Source organism: Caballeronia grimmiae (assembly GCF_022879615.1).
Classification (GTDB): domain Bacteria; phylum Pseudomonadota; class Gammaproteobacteria; order Burkholderiales; family Burkholderiaceae; genus Caballeronia; species Caballeronia grimmiae.
In genome coordinates this window covers 1,662,606-1,679,201 of record NZ_CP084271.1, presented here as the reverse complement: position 1 = coordinate 1,679,201, position 16,596 = coordinate 1,662,606, and the positions used below count along the sequence as shown (strand labels likewise).

Sequence of the window (16,596 nt, the reverse complement as noted above, 5' to 3'; positions counted from 1 at the left end):
ACAAGGCAATACGTGGCAAAAGCAGCAAAGGCGAAGACGCTCTATATCTGTAGCGAATGCGGCGGGCAGTCGCCGAAGTGGACGGGGCAGTGCGCGGCGTGCGGGGCGTGGAACACGCTGGTGGAGTCGGCGGAGCAGGCGCCGTCGGCGCATCGCTTTCAGGCGCTCGCCAAAAGTTCGACGGTGCAGCGTCTCGCGGACATCGAAGCGTCGGACGTGCCGCGCTTCACGACCGGCGTCGGCGAGTTCGATCGCGTGCTGGGCGGCGGGCTCGTGCCGGGCGGCGTGGTGCTGATCGGCGGCGATCCGGGCATCGGCAAATCGACGCTGCTGCTGCAATCGCTTGCCGAGATTGCACGCGAGCGTCCGGCGCTGTATGTGAGCGGCGAGGAATCCGGTGCGCAGATTGCGTTGCGCGCGCAGCGGCTGGGTTTGATCGGCGCGAACGAAAGCGCCGCCGCCGATCTCAGCCTGCTCGCCGAAATCCAGCTCGAAAAGATTCAGGCGACCATCGACGAACAGCGTCCCGAAGTCGCCGTCATCGACTCCATCCAGACGATCTACTCCGAAGCGCTGACCTCCGCGCCCGGTTCCGTCGCGCAGGTGCGCGAATGCGCGGCGCAACTCACGCGCATCGCGAAGCAGACCGGCACGGCGATCATCATGGTCGGCCACGTGACGAAAGAGGGCAGTCTCGCGGGGCCGCGCGTGCTGGAGCATATCGTCGACACGGTGCTGTATTTCGAGGGCGATACGCACTCGTCCTTCCGGCTCGTTCGCGCGTTCAAGAACCGCTTCGGCGCGGTCAACGAACTCGGCGTGTTCGCGATGACGGAGAAGGGCTTGCGCGGCGTCGCGAATCCGTCGGCGCTCTTTCTGTCCCAGCACGAGCAAAGCGTCGCGGGTTCGTGTGTGCTCGTCACGCAGGAAGGTTCGCGGCCGCTGCTCGTCGAAGTGCAGGCGCTCGTCGATACCGCGCATGTGCCGAATCCGCGGCGGCTCGCGGTCGGGCTCGAACAGAACCGGCTTGCATTGCTGCTGGCGGTGCTGCATCGGCATGCGGGCATCGCGTGTTTCGATCAGGACGTTTTCCTCAATGCGGTGGGCGGCGTGAAGATCACGGAACCCGCCGCCGATCTCGCCGTGCTGCTCGCGATTCATTCGTCCATGCGCAACAAGCCGCTGCCGAAGGGGCTCATCACGTTCGGCGAAGTGGGGCTTGCCGGTGAGATTCGCCCATCGCCGCGCGGACAGGATCGCCTGAAGGAGGCCGCCAAGCTCGGCTTCTCCGTCGCGCTGATTCCGAAGGCGAATGCGCCGAAGCAGGCGATCGACGGGCTGAAGGTCATCGCCGTGGACCGCATCGAGGAAGCGATCGACCGCGTGCGCGACCTGGAATGACGTGGGTGACGGATCGGACCCCGCGTAACGGGCCGTAAAAAACCCCTTATCGCGTGTAACCCAACGCGCGCGTGCTTTGCCTATCCTCCTAAAGCTACGGATCCGGCTGCTTCGTTGCGACGCGCCGGAAGCATCGAGAGGACCACGCTTTGAAGCACGCCAAAACAATGCGAGCCAAGCCCGCGTTTCATCTGCGCGGATGTCGCGTGTCGCCGCCCTTGCAGCAGCCGTGGGGCAGCGGGTGCCGGATCATCGAATGGATCGACGGCGAGGGGCAGATTTCGCGTCGCGTCGTGGCCGCGGATGTCACCGAGGACGAAGTCGTCGCCGTCATTCGCCGTCATGTGACCGGGCGCAAGCATGTGCTCGTCGACGACGAGCGTCAGCCGCGTCAGACCTTGCCGCGCCGTTAGGCCGATCTAGCCGCGAAAGAGCGGATGCGCCGCCGCTTCGGCCGGCGTCAGCACGGGCGCCACACAGCAATCGAGCGATTCCAGGCGCGCGATCCATTCGTCGCGCGTGCGCTCGCGAAAGCATGCGGCCAGTTGCGCCGACAATTCCGCTGCATCCGCGCCACCGATAGCCTGCCCGAGACTCCAGTGCCGCGTGGCCCATTCCGGGCGGCCAAGCGCGTGACACAGCGTCTGCCAGAACTTCAGTTCCAGTGCGCCGACCGCGATGAACCGGTCATCGCGCGTTCGATACACGCCGTAGCAGGGCACGCCGCCGTTGAGCAAGCCGGCGCCCGCGCGCGTGCCCGCCTCATCGCCACGCGCGAACGCGACGTGCGCCATTACGTTGAGCGCGTGAACCGAGTGCGTCATGGAGACATCGATTCGACGCCCTTCGCCGCCTCGCGCGACCTGCCAAAGCGCAGCCAGCATCTCGGTCACGGCGCAAAGTGCGCCGCCCAGCAAGTCCGCCAGCTGAAAGTTCGGCGCGACGGGCGTGCCATCGGGCGCGGCGAGCTGGTCGAGCACGCCTGCATAAGCGATGTAATTGATATCGTGGCCCGCCTTGTCCGCGAACGGGCCTGTGCTTCCGAAACCCGTGATCGCGCAATAGACGAGCTTCGGGTTGATCTGACGCAACACGTCGTAGCCGACGCCCAGCCGCGCCATCACCGATGGCCGGAAGCTCTCAACGAGCACATCGGCGTCACGCGCCAGGTCGATCAGTTCGGCGCGGCCCGCTTCGGTCTTGAGATCGAGCGTCATCGTCCGCTTGCCGCGATTCACGATGCGTTAGAACGCGCTCGGCGTCCCGCTCAGGCGCTCCGCTTGGGTTTGCAGCATGGTGCGCGCGTAGTCGCCTTCGCCCGGCGGCTCGATCTTCAGCACGTCCGCGCCCAGTTCCGCGAGCCGCAAGGTCGCGACCGGACCGGGCAGCAGCCGCGTCAGATCGAGCACGCGGAGGCCGGCGAGGGCAGGAGAAGGCGTCATGAACCGATCTGTTCGAGTTCCTCGTGCGCTTCGAGCCACTCCATCTCCAGCGTTTCGAGCCGCGCGTTCACTTCGCCCTGACGACGAATCGTCTCGGTGAGCTTCGCCTTCAGCGCGGCGTCGTAGCTGGCGGGATCGGCGACGAACGCATCGAGCGTCGACTTTTCCGCGTTCAGCGTGTCCATTTCCTTCTCGATCTTCGCGATGCGCGACTGCAACGGCCTTTTCAAGTGCGACAGCTTCTGCCGTTCCTGCGCTTCCTGCTTGCGCTGCTCCTTGCGGTTGAGCGCGCTGTCCTGCGGATCGCCCGCTGACGACGACGCACCGCTCGCTTCCTTCGCCGCCGCCCGCGTTTCGGCGGCGTGCTGCAACAGCCAGTCGCGATAGTCGTCGAGGTCGCCATCGAACGGATGCAGCCGATGCTTCGCGACCAGCATGAACGTGTCGGTCGTCGCGCGCAGCAGATGCCGGTCGTGCGACACGAGGATCAGCGTGCCTTCGAACTGCGCGAGCGCCATCGTCAGCGCGTGACGCGTTTCGAGATCAAGGTGATTGGTCGGTTCGTCGAGCAGCAGCAAGTTCGGCTTCTGCCAGATGATGAGCGCCAGCGCGAGCCGCGCCTTCTCGCCGCCGGAGAACGGCGCGATCTTCGCGGTCGCCATGTCGCCGGAGAAGTTGAAGCTGCCGAGGAAATCGCGCAATTCCTGCTCACGCGTGTCGGGCGCGAGGCGCGCCAGATGCTGAAGCGCGGAATCGTCGGGGCGCAGCGTTTCGAGCTGATGCTGCGCGAAGTAGCCGATCTGCAGCCCCTTGCCTTGGCGCACGTGACCGGATAGCGGTTCGAGCGTGTCGGCGAGCGTCTTGATGAGCGTCGACTTGCCCTGACCGTTCGCGCCCAGCAAGCCAATGCGCTGACCGCTTTGAATCGACAGCGTGACGCCTTCGACGATCGGAATCTCCGCGCCGTCATCGCCGTGATAACCGCAGCGCACGCCTTCCATCACCATCATCGGATTGGGCGCGGCATCGGGCGTGCGGAATTCGAACGTGAACGGCGAACTCGCGTGCGCCGGCGCGATCAGTTCCATTTTTTCGAGCGCCTTCACGCGGCTTTGCGCCTGCTTTGCCTTGGTCGCCTTTGCCTTGAAGCGGTCGATGAAGCTCTGCAAATGCTGCACGGTCTTCTGCTGCTTCTCGAATGCGCTCTGCTGCAGCGCGAGTTGCTGCGCGCGCAGGATTTCGAACTGGCTGTAGTTGCCGCCGTAGCGCTTCACCTGCCGGTTCTCGAGATGCAGCGTGACGTTGCAGACGGAATCGAGAAATTCGCGATCGTGCGATATCACGACGAGCGTGCCCGGATAACGCGCGAGCCAGTCTTCGAGCCATACGATCGCGTCGAGGTCGAGGTGGTTGGTCGGCTCGTCGAGCAAGAGCAGGTCGGACGGGCACATCAGCGCCTGCGCGAGGTTCAGGCGCATGCGCCATCCGCCGGAGAAGCTCGACACCGGCTCGCGCGTCTGGGCAAGCGTGAAGCCGAGACCCAGCAGAAGCGTTTCGGCGCGGGCGGGCGCGGTGTAGCCGTCGGCATCGGCGAAAGCGGCGTGCGCTTCGGCTTCGGCTGCGCCGTCGTGCGCGGCAGAGGCGGCGGCGATGCGGGCTTCGATCGCCCGCAAGTGGGTGTCGCCGTCGAGCGTGTAGTCGAGCGCGGTGCGATCGACCGCCGGCGTCTCCTGCGCGACGTGCGCGATGCGCCATGACGGCGGCATCGAAAAGTCGCCGCCGTCCGCGTGCAATTCGCCGCGCAGCACGGCAAAGAGCGTGGACTTGCCTGCGCCGTTCGCGCCGACGAGACCGGCTTTCTCGCCCGGGTTGAGCGTGAAGCTCGTCTCTTCGAAAAGCGGCTTGGTGCCGCGGGACAGGCTGAACTGGTTGAAGCGGATCACGTCGGGATGGCGGCGAAGGGCGCGGGCTTGAGGAAAGCGCTATTTTAGACCGGCTGCGCCTCTGCACAGGGATCGTCCGTTCGGCCAATGGCGGGCAATCGCAGGCGGTAGTAGCATCGCCTGAATTCAACTTCCAGCGGGGAACATGCCATGAGTTCAACTACCGGCGGTATTTACGGCTTCACGGCCGAGACACTCGACGGCGCGACCGTCAGCCTCGACCAGTACCGCGACAAGGTGCTGCTGATCGTCAATACGGCGAGCGAATGCGGTTTCACGCCGCAATACAAGGGACTCCAGGAGTTGTACACGCGGCTGGCGGGGCGCGGCTTCGAGGTGCTCGGCTTCCCGTGCAACCAGTTCGGCAAGCAGGAGCCGGGCGATGCCGCGCAGATCGGCGACTTCTGCGAGAAGAACTACGGCGTCACTTTCCCGATGTTCGCGAAGATCGACGTCAACGGCGCGAACGCGCATCCGCTCTTCAAGTACCTGACCGAGAAGGAGCCGGGCGTGCTAGGGCTGGAGGCGATCAAGTGGAACTTCACGAAGTTTCTCGTGGATCGCGACGGGAATATCGTCAAGCGCTATGCGCCGATCACGAAGCCGGACGCCATCGCCGGCGATATTGAAAAGCTGCTGTAGCCGGTCAGAGAATCGGCGAAAACAGCCGCGCGACGTGCATCGCCATCCGATGCCAGAACGCGAAGGCGAGATAGTCGTTTTCGTCGATCTCATACGCGTGCGCAAAGTCGATGAGCAGCATGCTCTCGACCTGCCGCGCGAAGGCGTGATCGACGGTCAACACGGTGATCTCGAAGTTGAGCCTGAAAGAACGGTTGTCGAGATTCGCGCTGCCGACCGACGCGGCGATGTCGTCCACGAGCACGACCTTCTGATGCAGGAAGCCCGGCTTGTAGCGGAAGATGCGCACGCCGGCCTGCACGAGATCGTACGCGTAGAGCCGCGAGGCCGCGAACACCACGCGATGATCGCGCCGGCTCGGAATCAGGATGCGCACGTCCACGCCGCGCATCACGGCGAGCCGTAGCGCCGAGAACACGGCTTCGTCGGGAATAAGATAAGGCGACGTGATCCAGATGCGCTCGCGCGCCGCGTTGATCGCCTCGACGAAAAACAGCGAGCAGGTCTCCTGCTTGTCGGCGGGGCCGCTCGACAGCACCATGCAGTGCATGTCCTCGTCGGCATGCGGCGCGGGGCCGAGTTCGGGAAGACGCTGCGTCGCCCAGTACCAGTCTTCGGTGAAGACGAACTGGATGCTCGCGATCGCCGGGCCGCGCACTTCGACATGCGTATCGCGCCACGGCGAAAGGCGCGGATTGCCGCCGAGATACTCGACGCCCACGTTGTGGCCGCCGACGAACGCGCGCTTGCCGTCGACCACGACGATCTTCCGATGATTGCGGAAGTTGATCTGAAAGCGGTGCACGAACTTGCGCTTGGTCGCGAACGGATGCGCCTCCACGCCGCCCGCGCGCAGCGCGTGCACGTAGCGATGCGGCAAGTCGAAGCTGCCGATGCTGTCGTAAAGGAAATAGACGCGCACGCCCGCCCGGGCCTTGGCGATGAGCGCATCGCGCAGCATGTCGCCGAGCGCATCCGCGCGCACGATGAAAAACTGCACGACGATATAGCGCTCGGCGGCTTCGATCGCTTCGAGAATCGCGGAGAACGTGGCGTCGCCGTTGACGAGCACGCGCACTGAATTGCCGCGCAAAAACGGCATGCCGGATAGCCGCTGAAGCGTGCGGATCGTCGGATTGCCGAGATGGTCGGCGGGCCCCGGCAAAAGTTCGCCGCGCGCGCCGGGCGAATCGAGCGGCACGATGCCGGTTTCGGACGCGTCGCTGCGCTCCTGCGAGTCCCACTCGGCGGGCTTCGTGCGGTTGCGCAGGATTTCGTATTCGAGCCGCCGCTCGTCGATGTAGTCGGCAAACTTGCTGCGGCCGAGAAACAGGTAGGGGATGAGCGTGAGATACGGCATCGCGACGAGCGACACCGCCCACGCGACCGCGCCTTGCGACGTGCGCGTGTGGATGACCGCGTGCACGGCGGCGATGACGCCGAGCACATGCGCGGCCATCACGAGCGTGCCGACGTGGAGCCAGTCTGCTGCTTGCATAGGGGTGCGCAAGGTTCGATACGTCCCGCGCCCGGGCGCGCGGATGGGGATGATGCATCGCCGCGTCGGCGGCGATGCGACATCTTACCGAACCTTGCTGGTCCGAAACGCGCCTTGCGCGTCAGACTTGCGCGGGCAGATCGGCCGCCTGGATGAGGAACACCTTGTCGTCGCCGGCGCTGGTCGAGAGCCAGACGAGATCGAGGCCGCCGAACGCCGCCTCGACGTTCGCACGCTCGTTGCCGATTTCCACGACGAGCACGCCGTCTTCGGTCAGCCACTTGCCCGCGTCGCGCACGATGCGCCGCACGATGTCCATGCCGTCGTCGCCGCCCGCGAGCGCGAGTTCCGGCTCGTGGCGGTATTCGGCGGGCAGGGATTGCATCGCGGTCGCGTTCACATACGGCGGATTCGTGATGATGACCTCGTAGCGCGCTTCGGGCAGCGGCGCGTACAGATCGCCTTCGTACAGCGTCACGCGGTCTTGCAGGCCGTAGTCGTCGACGTTGCGGCGCGCGACGGCGAGTGCATCGGCGGAGATGTCGACGGCATCGACATCGGCGTTTTCGAATGCTTGCGCGGCGAGAATCGCGAGGCAACCGGAGCCCGTGCACAGTTCGAGCACGCGCGTCACGTGGTCCGGATCGGCCACGTAGGGCTGCAAGCCGTCCTGCAGCAATTCGCCGATGAACGAGCGCGGCACGATCACGCGCTCATCGACATAAAAACGCTGGCCGTGCATCCATGCTTCGTGCGTGATGTATGCCGCCGGCACGCGCTCTTTCGCACGGCGTTCGATCACCTGCATCACGGCGTCGATCTCGCTTTCGAGCAGGCGCGCGTCGAGGAACGGGTCGAGCGTGTCGAGCGGCAGATGCAGCGTATGCAGAATCAGATACGCGGCTTCGTCATAGGCGTTGGTCGAGCCGTGGCCGAACGAGAGTCCCGCTTCGGTGAAGCGCGAGACGCCGAAACGCAGCAGGTCGCGCACGGTGAGAAAGGGTAGCGCCATCGAAGGCTCCTTGTTGTTGTACGAATGAATTCAGGCGATCAGTTCTTCGAGCACGCGGCGATACACGTTCTTCAGCGGCTCGATGAATCGCACTTCGACATGTTCGTCGATCTTGTGGATGCTGCCGTTCGGCGGGCCGAATTCCACCACTTGCTCGCAGATGCGCGCGATGAAGCGGCCATCGGACGTGCCGCCCGTGGTCGACAGTTCCGGCTGCACGCCGGTTTCCGCGCGGATCGCCTTGTCGAGCGCGTCGGACAGCGCGCCGCGCGGCGTCAGAAAGGGCAGGCCGCTGACGGTCCACGTCAGATCGTAGTCGAGCGCGTGCTTGTCGAGGATCGCATGGACACGGCTTTGCAGGCCCTCGACCGTGCTGGCCGTCGAAAAGCGGAAGTTGAAAATCAGCTCGGCCTGGCCGGGAATGACGTTGGTCGCTCCCGTGCCCGAGTGCAGGTTCGAGACCTGCCAGGTGGTCGGCGGAAAGTATTCGTTGCCTTCGTCCCAGCGGACGGCGACGAGTTCGGCGAGCGCGGGCGCGAGCAGATGAATCGGATTCTTCGCGAGATGCGGATACGCGATGTGCCCCTGCACGCCCTTCACGACGAGCTTGCCCGTCATCGAGCCGCGCCGCCCGTTCTTGACCGTGTCGCCGAGCGCTTCGTTCGAAGTCGGCTCGCCGACGATGCAGTAATCGAGCCGCTCGCCGCGCGCCTTCAACGCTTCGACGACCTTCACGGTGCCGTCGGTTGCGGGGCCTTCTTCATCGCTCGTGATGAGCAGCGCGATCGAACCGCGATGCTCCGGATGCTTCGCGACGAACTCCTCGCTCGACACGACGAACGCCGCCAGCGACGCCTTCATGTCGGCGGCGCCGCGCCCGTAGAGCTTGCCGTCGCGATGCGTCGGCGTGAAGGGCGGGGAAGTCCATTGCTCGACGGGGCCGGTCGGCACGACGTCGGTGTGTCCGGCGAACGCGAGCAGTTTGGCCGCTGCCCCATCCGTGCCGCGCTTCACGGCCCACAGGTTCGTGACGCCGCCCGACGCGATGGTTTCGCATACGAAGCCGGCAGCGGACAGGCGTTCGATCATCAGCGACTGGCAATCGCGATCGTCGGGCGTGACGGACGCACGCGCGATCAGGGCTTCGGTAAGGGAGAGAGTGCCGGACATGGTTGGGCCTGCTTCTGGACAGCGATAAAAAATGCCGGCGCGGCGGCCGGCAAGCGGTTCTACGTCGAGGCGAGCGATGGCGTCCGTGAGAGCCATCGCCACGCATCACGCGAAGAGCGTCTCGTACTGCTCGGCCGAGAAGCCGAGCGTCTTCACGCGGCCGTTCACGACGATGACCGGCCGCTTGATGATCGACGGCTTGTGGATCATCAACGCGATCGCGCCGGCAGTCGTGTCGGCTTCGGCCTTGTGGACATCCGACAGCCCGCGCCAGGTGGTGCCGCGCTTGTTGATGAGCTGATCGACCGGCACGTCCTTCAGCCAGTCCTGAACCAGCTTCTCGTTCACGCCGGCTTTCTTGAAGTCGTGAAATTCGAACGGCACGCCGCGCTCTTCGAGCCACACCCGCGCCTTTTTCACCGAGTCGCAGTTCGGAATGCCGTACACGACAGTCGTCTTGGCCAAATCAGTCGCCTCGCAGCAGTTCGTTCAGGCCGACCTTGGCGCGCGTCTTGGCGTCGACCTTCTTCACGATGACCGCGCAGTACAGGCTATGCGAGCTGTCCTTCGACGGCAGATTGCCCGCGACCACCACCGAGCCCGCCGGAATGCGGCCATACGTGACTTCGCCCGTTTCGCGGTCGTAGATCTTGGTCGACTGGCCGAGATACACGCCCATCGAAATGACGGAGTTTTCTTCGACGATCACGCCTTCCACCACTTCCGAGCGCGCGCCGATGAAGCAGTTGTCCTCGATGATGACGGGGTTCGCCTGCAGCGGCTCCAGCACGCCGCCGATGCCCACGCCGCCCGACAGGTGCACGTTCTTGCCGATCTGCGCGCACGAGCCGACGGTGGCCCAGGTGTCGACCATCGTGCCTTCATCGACGTAAGCGCCGATATTGGTGTACGACGGCATCAGCACGACGTTCTTCGCGATGAACGAGCCGCGGCGCGCGATGGCCGGCGGCACCACGCGAAAGCCGCCCGCCGCGAAATCTTCGGCGGTGTAGTTCGCGAACTTCGAGGGCACCTTGTCGTAGAACTGCGAGTATCCGCCGGCGGCCATCGGCGCGTTGTCTTCCAGGCGGAACGACAGCAGCACGGCCTTCTTCAGCCATTGATTGACGACCCAGTCGCCGTCGCGCTTCTCGGCCACGCGCAATGCGCCCTTGTCGAGCTGTTCGATGGCGTGCGCGACCGCGTCGCGGACTTCGGCGGGCGCGGCTTTCGGCGAAAGCTCGGCGCGGTTTTCCCAGGCGTTGTCGATGATGCTCTGAAGTTGTTGCGACATAGTGATATCAAGGATGGAGTGATGGACCGGCAGCGCCCGTCAGGACTTGAGCGTGCGGCAGAATTCGACGATGCGGCGGGCACCCTCGACACATTCCTCGACGCCCGCGACGAGCGCGATGCGGACGAACCCTTCGCCGGGATTCGTGCCATGCGCGGGACGAGCGAGATAGGAGCCCGGCAGAACCGTCACATTATAGTCGGCGTAGAGACGCGCCGCGAACTGGGTATCGGTGAGTCCGGTGCGCGAAACGTTCGCCCAGAGATAGAACGCGGCGTCGGGAAGACGGACGTCCAGCACCTCGGCGAGCATCGGCGTCACCGTATTGAATTTGCTCACATACTTCGCGCGGTTGTCGCGCACGTGCGTTTCATCCCGCCACGCGGCGATGCTCGCGCGCTGAAACACGGTGGACAGCGCCGCGCCGTGATACGTGCGATACAGCAGGAATTGCTTGAGGATGGCCGCGTCGCCCGCGACGAAGCCGGAACGCATGCCCGGCACGTTCGATCGTTTCGACAGGCTCGACAGCATCACGAGGCGCTCGAAGCCGCGACCGAGCAGGCGCGCCGCTTCGAGGCCGCCGAGCGGCGGATGCGCTTCGTCGAAGTAGATCTCCGAATAGCATTCGTCGGACGCGATCACGAAGCCATGCTCGTCCGACAGCGCGAACAGTTCGCGCCAGTTGTCGAGCGTCAGCACGGCGCCCGTCGGGTTGCCGGGCGAGCAGACATAGAGCAGTTGCGTGCGCGCCCAGATGTCGTCGGGCACGGCCGAGTAATCGCACGCGAAGTTGCGCGCCGGATCGCTGTTCACGAAGTACGGCTGCGCGCCGGCGAGCAGCGCCGCGCCTTCGTAGATTTGATAGAACGGGTTGGGACAGAGTACGATCGGCGGTTCGGCTTCGCGCAGTTCAGGCGTGCTGCGGCTGTCGATGACCGTCTGCGCGAGCGCAAACAGCGCCTCGCGCGAGCCTGACACGGGCAGCACTTCGGTGGCCGCATCGAGCGATTCGAGACCGTAGCGCGCGCGAGCCCACGCGGCGATGGCTTCGCGCAGCGGTTCGCTTCCGAGCGTCGGCGGATAGGCCGCGAGGCCATCGAGCGAATTGACGACGGCATCGCGGATCAATTCGGGCGTCGGATGCTTCGGCTCGCCGATGCCGAAGCTGATCGGCGTGAACCCGGCGCGCGGCTCGATGCCTTTAAAGAGCGCGCGGAGCTTTTCGAACGGATACGGCTGAAGTGTCTGAAGAAGTGGATTCACGGCGTGACCGGTAAGCGATGAACGACGAGTGAACGGAAAACGGGCGATCGGGGCGGCGGCGAAGCGCCATGCATGCCGGCGTGACGAGGCCATTGGAAGACCCGCTGCGGCGGCACGATAAAGACACTGACGAAGCGCACGATTATACCCCGCGCCTTTGCAGCAAAGGGCCGCGAGGCAACGAACGACAAGATGACGACTCATCACCGATACGAACGAGCGGGCGCAGGAGCCCGGCCATGACCCGCCGTTTCCACGACGCGCTGCCGACGCTCGCGATCATGCTCGGCGCATCGGTATGGGGCGTCGTCTGGTATCCGATGCGCATGCTCGCGTCGATGGGACTCACCGGCACCGTCGCCAGCGCGGCGACGAGCGGCGCGGCGTGCCTGTGCGTCCTGTTGCTGAGACGCCGCGCGATCAGCACGATTTCATGGCACTGGCTGCTCGTCGCGCTGGGACTGGCGGCGGGCATGACGAGCGTCGGTTTCGTGTGGGGCGCGATTCACGGGCAGGTGATGCGCGTGCTGCTGCTCTTCTACTTGACGCCTGCTTGGACGGCGGTGTTCGCGCATTTCATCCTGAAGGATCGCCTCACGCGCGCCGACGCCGCACTGTCGATGCTGTCGCTCGCCGGCGCACTGACCATGCTCTGGTCGCCCTCTCTCGGCATGCCGCTGCCCGCGAATCTCGCGGAGTGGGCGGGCCTGATGGGCGGCATGGGCTTCGCGATGAGCAACGTGCTCGTCGTCAGGATCACGCGAACGATGCCCCGCATGAAGCCCGAGATGCGCACGGCGGTGATCTTCGGCGGCGCGGCGGTCGTCGCCACGCTCGTGAGCTTTTTCGAGCCGATGCCGGCGCCGCCCGCCGCATCGCAGATGGGCACGGTGGCGTTCATCGTGATCGGGCTGGGCGTCGTGCTGGCAGTGAACAACGTCATCGTGCAGATCGGGCTGGCGCGTGTGCCGGCCAATCGGGCGTCGATCATCATGCTCTTCGAACTGGTCGTGACGGCGCTGTCGTCGTGGCTCTTCGCGGGCGAAGTGCCCGGGCCGCGCGAGTGGGCGGGCGGCGCGTGCATCGTGGCGGCGTGCGTGCTGTCGGCGTGGGTGCATCGGCAGACGCGGGAGGCCGTCGAAGCATCGCCCGCGCCGTCGCCCGAGGCTGCGAGCGAGAAGAAACCGACACGCGCGATGGTATGATGGTGTCCGCTCGCGACCGGGCGGAAAGGCTCTCGCGGGCATGAGACGAACACACGCGATGGGCCGCGCCGCCGCCCGTCTGCAACTCACCCTCCGTCCTTCACTTCAAACAGCGATATCGCCGTGCGTCTGACTTCGATCAAACTCGCTGGTTTCAAGTCCTTCGTCGATCCCACGCATTTCCAGGTTCCCGGCCAGCTCGTCGGCGTCGTTGGGCCGAATGGCTGCGGCAAGTCCAATATCATCGACGCCGTGCGCTGGGTGCTCGGCGAGTCGCGCGCATCCGAATTGCGCGGCGAGTCGATGCAGGACGTCATCTTCAACGGATCGACCGCGCGCAAGCCGGGCAGCCGCGCCAGCGTCGAACTCATCTTCGACAACGCCGATGGCCGCGCCGCCGGACAGTGGAGCGCCTACGGCGAGATCGCCGTGAAACGCGTGCTCACACGAGACGGCACGTCCAGCTACTACATCAACAACCTGCCCGCGCGACGCCGCGACATTCAGGACATCTTCCTCGGCACGGGTCTCGGTCCGCGCGCCTACGCGATCATCGGGCAGGGCATGATCGCGCGCATCATCGAAGCGAAGCCGGAAGAGCTGCGCGTGTTCCTCGAAGAAGCCGCCGGGGTGTCGAAGTACAAGGAACGCCGCCGCGAGACCGAGAACCGTCTGCACGATACGCGCGAAAATTTGACGCGCGTGGAGGACATCGTCCGCGAACTGACGACGAATCTGGAGAAGCTCGAAGGGCAGGCGATCGTCGCGACCAAATACAAGCAACTGCAGGCCGAAGGCGAAGAGAAGCAGCGCCTCTTGTGGCTCTTGCGCAAGAACGAAGCCGGCAACGAGGCCGAACGGCAGCAGCGCGCTATCCGCGAGGCGCAGGTCGAACTCGAAGCGCAGACGGCGCGTCTGCGGGAAGTGGAAGCGCAACTGGAAACGCTCCGTGTCGCGCACTACAGCGCGAGCGACGCGATGCAGGGCGCGCAAGGCGCGCTCTACGAAGCCAACGCCGAAGTGAGCCGGCTGGAAGCGGAGATCAAGTTCATCGTCGAGTCGCGCAATCGCGTGCAGGCGCAGATCGCCGCGCTCAGTGCGCAGCGCGAGCAATGGCAGATGCAGGCGCGAAAGGCGCGCGACGAGATCGAGACCGCATCCGAAGCGCTGGCCGAAGGCGAAGAGAAGGCCGCCATCGCGCAGGAAAACGCCGCCGCGAAGCACGACGCATTGCCCGCACTCGAAGCCCGCTGGCGCGATGCACAGGCGCAACTGAACGAGGAACGCGCGGGCATCGCGCGGGCGGAACAGGCGCTCAAGCTCGAAGCGGCACATCAGCGCAACGCGGATCAGCAGCTTCAGCAATTGCAGCAGCGCCAGGAGCGTCTGAAGAACGAAGCGAGCGGCCTCGACGCGCCCGACGAAGCGCAACTCGAAGAACTGCGGATGCAGCTTGCCGAGAACGAAGAGGTGCTCGCCGAAGCTCAGGCGCGCCTCGCCGATGCGCAGGAAACCGTGCCGCGCCTCGACGCGGAACGCCGCGCGGCACAAGAGCGCGTGCAGGTGGAAAGCGCGCAGATTCACCAGCTGGAAGCGCGCCTTGCGGCGCTGAAGCAGCTCCAGGAAAGCGTCCAGACCGAAGGCAAGATTCAGCCGTGGCTCGACAAGCACGAACTCGGCGCGCTGCCGCGTCTGTGGAAGAAGCTGCATGTCGAAGCCGGTTGGGAAGCGGCGCTCGAAGCGGTGCTGCGCGAGCGGCTCGCGGCGCTCGAAGTATCGAATCTGGACTGGGTGAAGGCGTTTGCCACCGACGCGCCGCCCGCCAAGCTCGCGTTCTATTCGCCGCCCGTCGCGGGCAAGCCGCTCGACGCGCCGCAGGGCTTGCGGCCGTTGCTGTCGCTCGTGCGTATCGACGATCCGGGCTTGCGCGCGGTGCTGAACGAATGGCTCGGCGCGACTTTCATCGCGGACGACATCGCGCAGGCGCTCGCCATGCGCATGCAGTTGCCGGAAGGCGGCGCGTTCGTCGTGAAGGCGGGGCATACGGTGACGCGGGTCGGCGTCCAGCTCTATGCCGCCGATTCCGAGCAGTCCGGCATGCTGGCCCGCGCGCAGGAAATCGAAAATCTCACGCGGCAGGTGCGCGCGCAGGCGCTGCTCGCCGATGAAGCGAAATCCAACGCGGTGCGCGCCGATGCCGCGCACACTCAGGCATCGCAAGCACTCGCCGATGCCCGCGCCGCCGCCGAGCGCGCGACGCAGCGCGTGCATGCGCTGCAACTGGACGTGCTGAAGCTCGCGCAGGCGCACGAGCGCTACACGCAGCGCAGCACGCAGATTGGCGAGGAACTGGAAGAAATCGTCGCGCAGATCGAAGAGCAGCGCGCGCTGCGGGCAGAGTCCGAAGCGGCGTTCGAACAGCACGACGCGGAAATCGCGCAGTTGCAGGCGCGCTTCGAGGACAACCAGCTCGCGTTCGAATCGCTCGACGAAGCGCTCACGAGCGCGCGCCACGAGTTGCGCGAACTGGAGCGCGCCGCAAGCGACGCAAGCTTCGCCGTGCGCGGTCTCGCCGCGAAGATCGCGGAGTACGAGCGCAACATCGAGACGGCGCAGGATCAGAGCGAACGCGTGGCGGGCGCGCTGGAAGATGCGCGCGCGGAACTCGAAACCATCAACGAGCAGACGGCGCAAACCGGCTTGCAGGACGCGCTCGAAGTGCGCGCGGCGCGCGAGGAATCGCTGCATGCGGCGCGCATCGAACTGGACGATCTCACCGCGCGGCTGCGCCAGTCCGACGAACAGCGTCTTTTCGCCGAGCGCTCGCTGCAGCCGCTGCGCGACAGGATCAACGAATTGCAGTTGAAGGAGCAGGCGGCGCGCATCAGCGGCGAGCAGTTCGTCGAGCAACTGCAGGCCGCGGGCGTCGACGAAACCGAACTGCAGGCGAAGCTCACGCCGGACATGAAGCCGTCGTATCTGCAGGGCGAAGTCACGCGCCTGAACAACGCGATCGTCGCGCTCGGCCCGGTCAACATGGCCGCGCTCGAAGAACTCGCGTCGGCGACCGAGCGCAAGCACTTCCTCGACGCGCAGTCGGCCGATCTGAACAATGCCATCGGCACGCTCGAAGACGCGATTCAGAAGATCGACCAGGAAACGCGTTCGTTGCTGCAAGGCACGTTCGACGAGGTGAACCGTCACTTCGGCGATCTGTTCCCGCGTCTTTTCGGCGGCGGTCAGGCGAAGCTCATCATGACCGGCGACGAAATCCTCGATGCCGGCGTGCAGGTGATGGCGCAGCCGCCCGGCAAGAAGAACTCGACGATTCACCTGCTTTCGGGCGGCGAAAAGGCGCTCACCGCGACGGCGCTCGTCTTCGCGATGTTCCAGTTGAATCCCGCGCCGTTCTGTCTGCTCGACGAAGTGGACGCGCCGCTCGACGACGCCAATACCGAACGCTTCGCGAATCTCGTGCGGGCGATGTCGGTCAAGACGCAATTCCTGTTCATCTCGCACAACAAGATCGCGATGGAGATGGCGCAGCAATTGATCGGCGTGACGATGCAGGAGCAGGGCGTATCGCGCATCGTGGCGGTGGACATGGAGGCCGCTGCGGGCTTTGCGCAGAATGGCTGACGCCTTAGCGTCATGCGAATTTGAATGATTGAACGACGGCCGGGCGATGTCCCGGCCAGGCGCGCAGGCGCGGAGTGGCGCGCA

Annotated in this window: 12 protein-coding genes and 1 pseudogene; 5 read left to right on the top strand and 8 right to left on the bottom strand. The window is 65.4% G+C overall.

What is annotated here, in order from left to right:
• Window positions 1–12: 12 nt before the first annotated feature.
• Window positions 13–1,401 carry a DNA repair protein RadA gene (gene radA, locus LDZ21_RS07975; RefSeq protein WP_035966950.1) on the top strand — a complete coding sequence of 463 codons (1,389 nt, stop codon included), beginning with the start codon at window positions 13–15 and terminating at the stop codon, window positions 1,399–1,401.
• A 167-nt stretch (window positions 1,402–1,568) separates the two neighbouring features.
• Window positions 1,569–1,814: a DUF2866 domain-containing protein gene (locus LDZ21_RS07970; RefSeq protein WP_174447233.1), complete on the top strand. Its 246-nt coding sequence runs from the start codon at window positions 1,569–1,571 to the stop codon at window positions 1,812–1,814.
• A gap of 6 nt (window positions 1,815–1,820) precedes the next feature.
• Here LDZ21_RS07970 and LDZ21_RS07965 read toward each other — a convergent pair.
• Together LDZ21_RS07965 and LDZ21_RS07960 are read right to left on the bottom strand one after the other, a co-directional pair.
• Window positions 1,821–2,843, bottom strand: a pseudogene (locus tag LDZ21_RS07965) (CaiB/BaiF CoA transferase family protein).
• Window positions 2,840–4,786: an ATP-binding cassette domain-containing protein gene (locus LDZ21_RS07960; RefSeq protein ID WP_244792567.1), complete on the bottom strand. Its 1,947-nt coding sequence runs from the start codon at window positions 4,784–4,786 to the stop codon at window positions 2,840–2,842. Before LDZ21_RS07960 ends, LDZ21_RS07965 begins: the two are co-directional and overlap by 4 nt.
• Before the next feature lie 150 nt (window positions 4,787–4,936).
• On the opposite strand from LDZ21_RS07960, the gene LDZ21_RS07955 reads away from it, so the two are divergent.
• The gene (locus LDZ21_RS07955) at window positions 4,937–5,428 is read left to right on the top strand and encodes a glutathione peroxidase (RefSeq protein ID WP_244792565.1); all 492 of its coding nucleotides are present in this window, start codon (window positions 4,937–4,939) and stop codon (window positions 5,426–5,428) included.
• Window positions 5,429–5,432: 4 nt separating this feature from the next.
• Here LDZ21_RS07955 and cls read toward each other — a convergent pair whose 3' ends face one another.
• From cls to dapC, 6 genes are all read right to left on the bottom strand, one after another.
• Window positions 5,433–6,926, bottom strand: coding sequence for a cardiolipin synthase (cls, locus tag LDZ21_RS07950; RefSeq protein ID WP_244792563.1), 1,494 nt, complete (start codon window positions 6,924–6,926; stop codon window positions 5,433–5,435).
• A 121-nt stretch (window positions 6,927–7,047) separates the two neighbouring features.
• On the bottom strand, window positions 7,048–7,938 hold the full coding sequence (prmB, locus tag LDZ21_RS07945) for a 50S ribosomal protein L3 N(5)-glutamine methyltransferase (RefSeq protein WP_244792561.1): 891 nt from the start codon (window positions 7,936–7,938) through the stop codon (window positions 7,048–7,050).
• 30 nt (window positions 7,939–7,968) lie between these two features.
• Window positions 7,969–9,108 carry a succinyl-diaminopimelate desuccinylase gene (gene dapE, locus LDZ21_RS07940; RefSeq protein WP_244792559.1) on the bottom strand — a complete coding sequence of 380 codons (1,140 nt, stop codon included), beginning with the start codon at window positions 9,106–9,108 and terminating at the stop codon, window positions 7,969–7,971.
• A gap of 105 nt (window positions 9,109–9,213) precedes the next feature.
• Window positions 9,214–9,573 carry an ArsC family reductase gene (locus LDZ21_RS07935; RefSeq protein ID WP_244792557.1) on the bottom strand — a complete coding sequence of 120 codons (360 nt, stop codon included), beginning with the start codon at window positions 9,571–9,573 and terminating at the stop codon, window positions 9,214–9,216.
• A 1-nt stretch (window position 9,574) separates the two neighbouring features.
• Entirely contained in the window at window positions 9,575–10,402 is an 828-nt protein-coding gene (gene dapD, locus LDZ21_RS07930) for a 2,3,4,5-tetrahydropyridine-2,6-dicarboxylate N-succinyltransferase (protein ID WP_244792555.1), read from the bottom strand.
• Between the two features lie 39 nt (window positions 10,403–10,441).
• Window positions 10,442–11,668 (bottom strand): succinyldiaminopimelate transaminase, encoded by a 1,227-nt coding sequence (dapC, locus tag LDZ21_RS07925; protein WP_244792553.1) that lies wholly within the window; start codon window positions 11,666–11,668, stop codon window positions 10,442–10,444.
• Window positions 11,669–11,907: 239 nt separating this feature from the next.
• On the opposite strand from dapC, the gene LDZ21_RS07920 reads away from it, so the two are divergent.
• Window positions 11,908–12,873 (top strand): DMT family transporter, encoded by a 966-nt coding sequence (locus LDZ21_RS07920; RefSeq protein ID WP_244792551.1) that lies wholly within the window; start codon window positions 11,908–11,910, stop codon window positions 12,871–12,873.
• Window positions 12,874–12,996: 123 nt separating this feature from the next.
• Window positions 12,997–16,512 (top strand): chromosome segregation protein SMC, encoded by a 3,516-nt coding sequence (smc, locus tag LDZ21_RS07915; protein ID WP_244792549.1) that lies wholly within the window; start codon window positions 12,997–12,999, stop codon window positions 16,510–16,512.
• Window positions 16,513–16,596 lie beyond the last annotated feature (84 nt).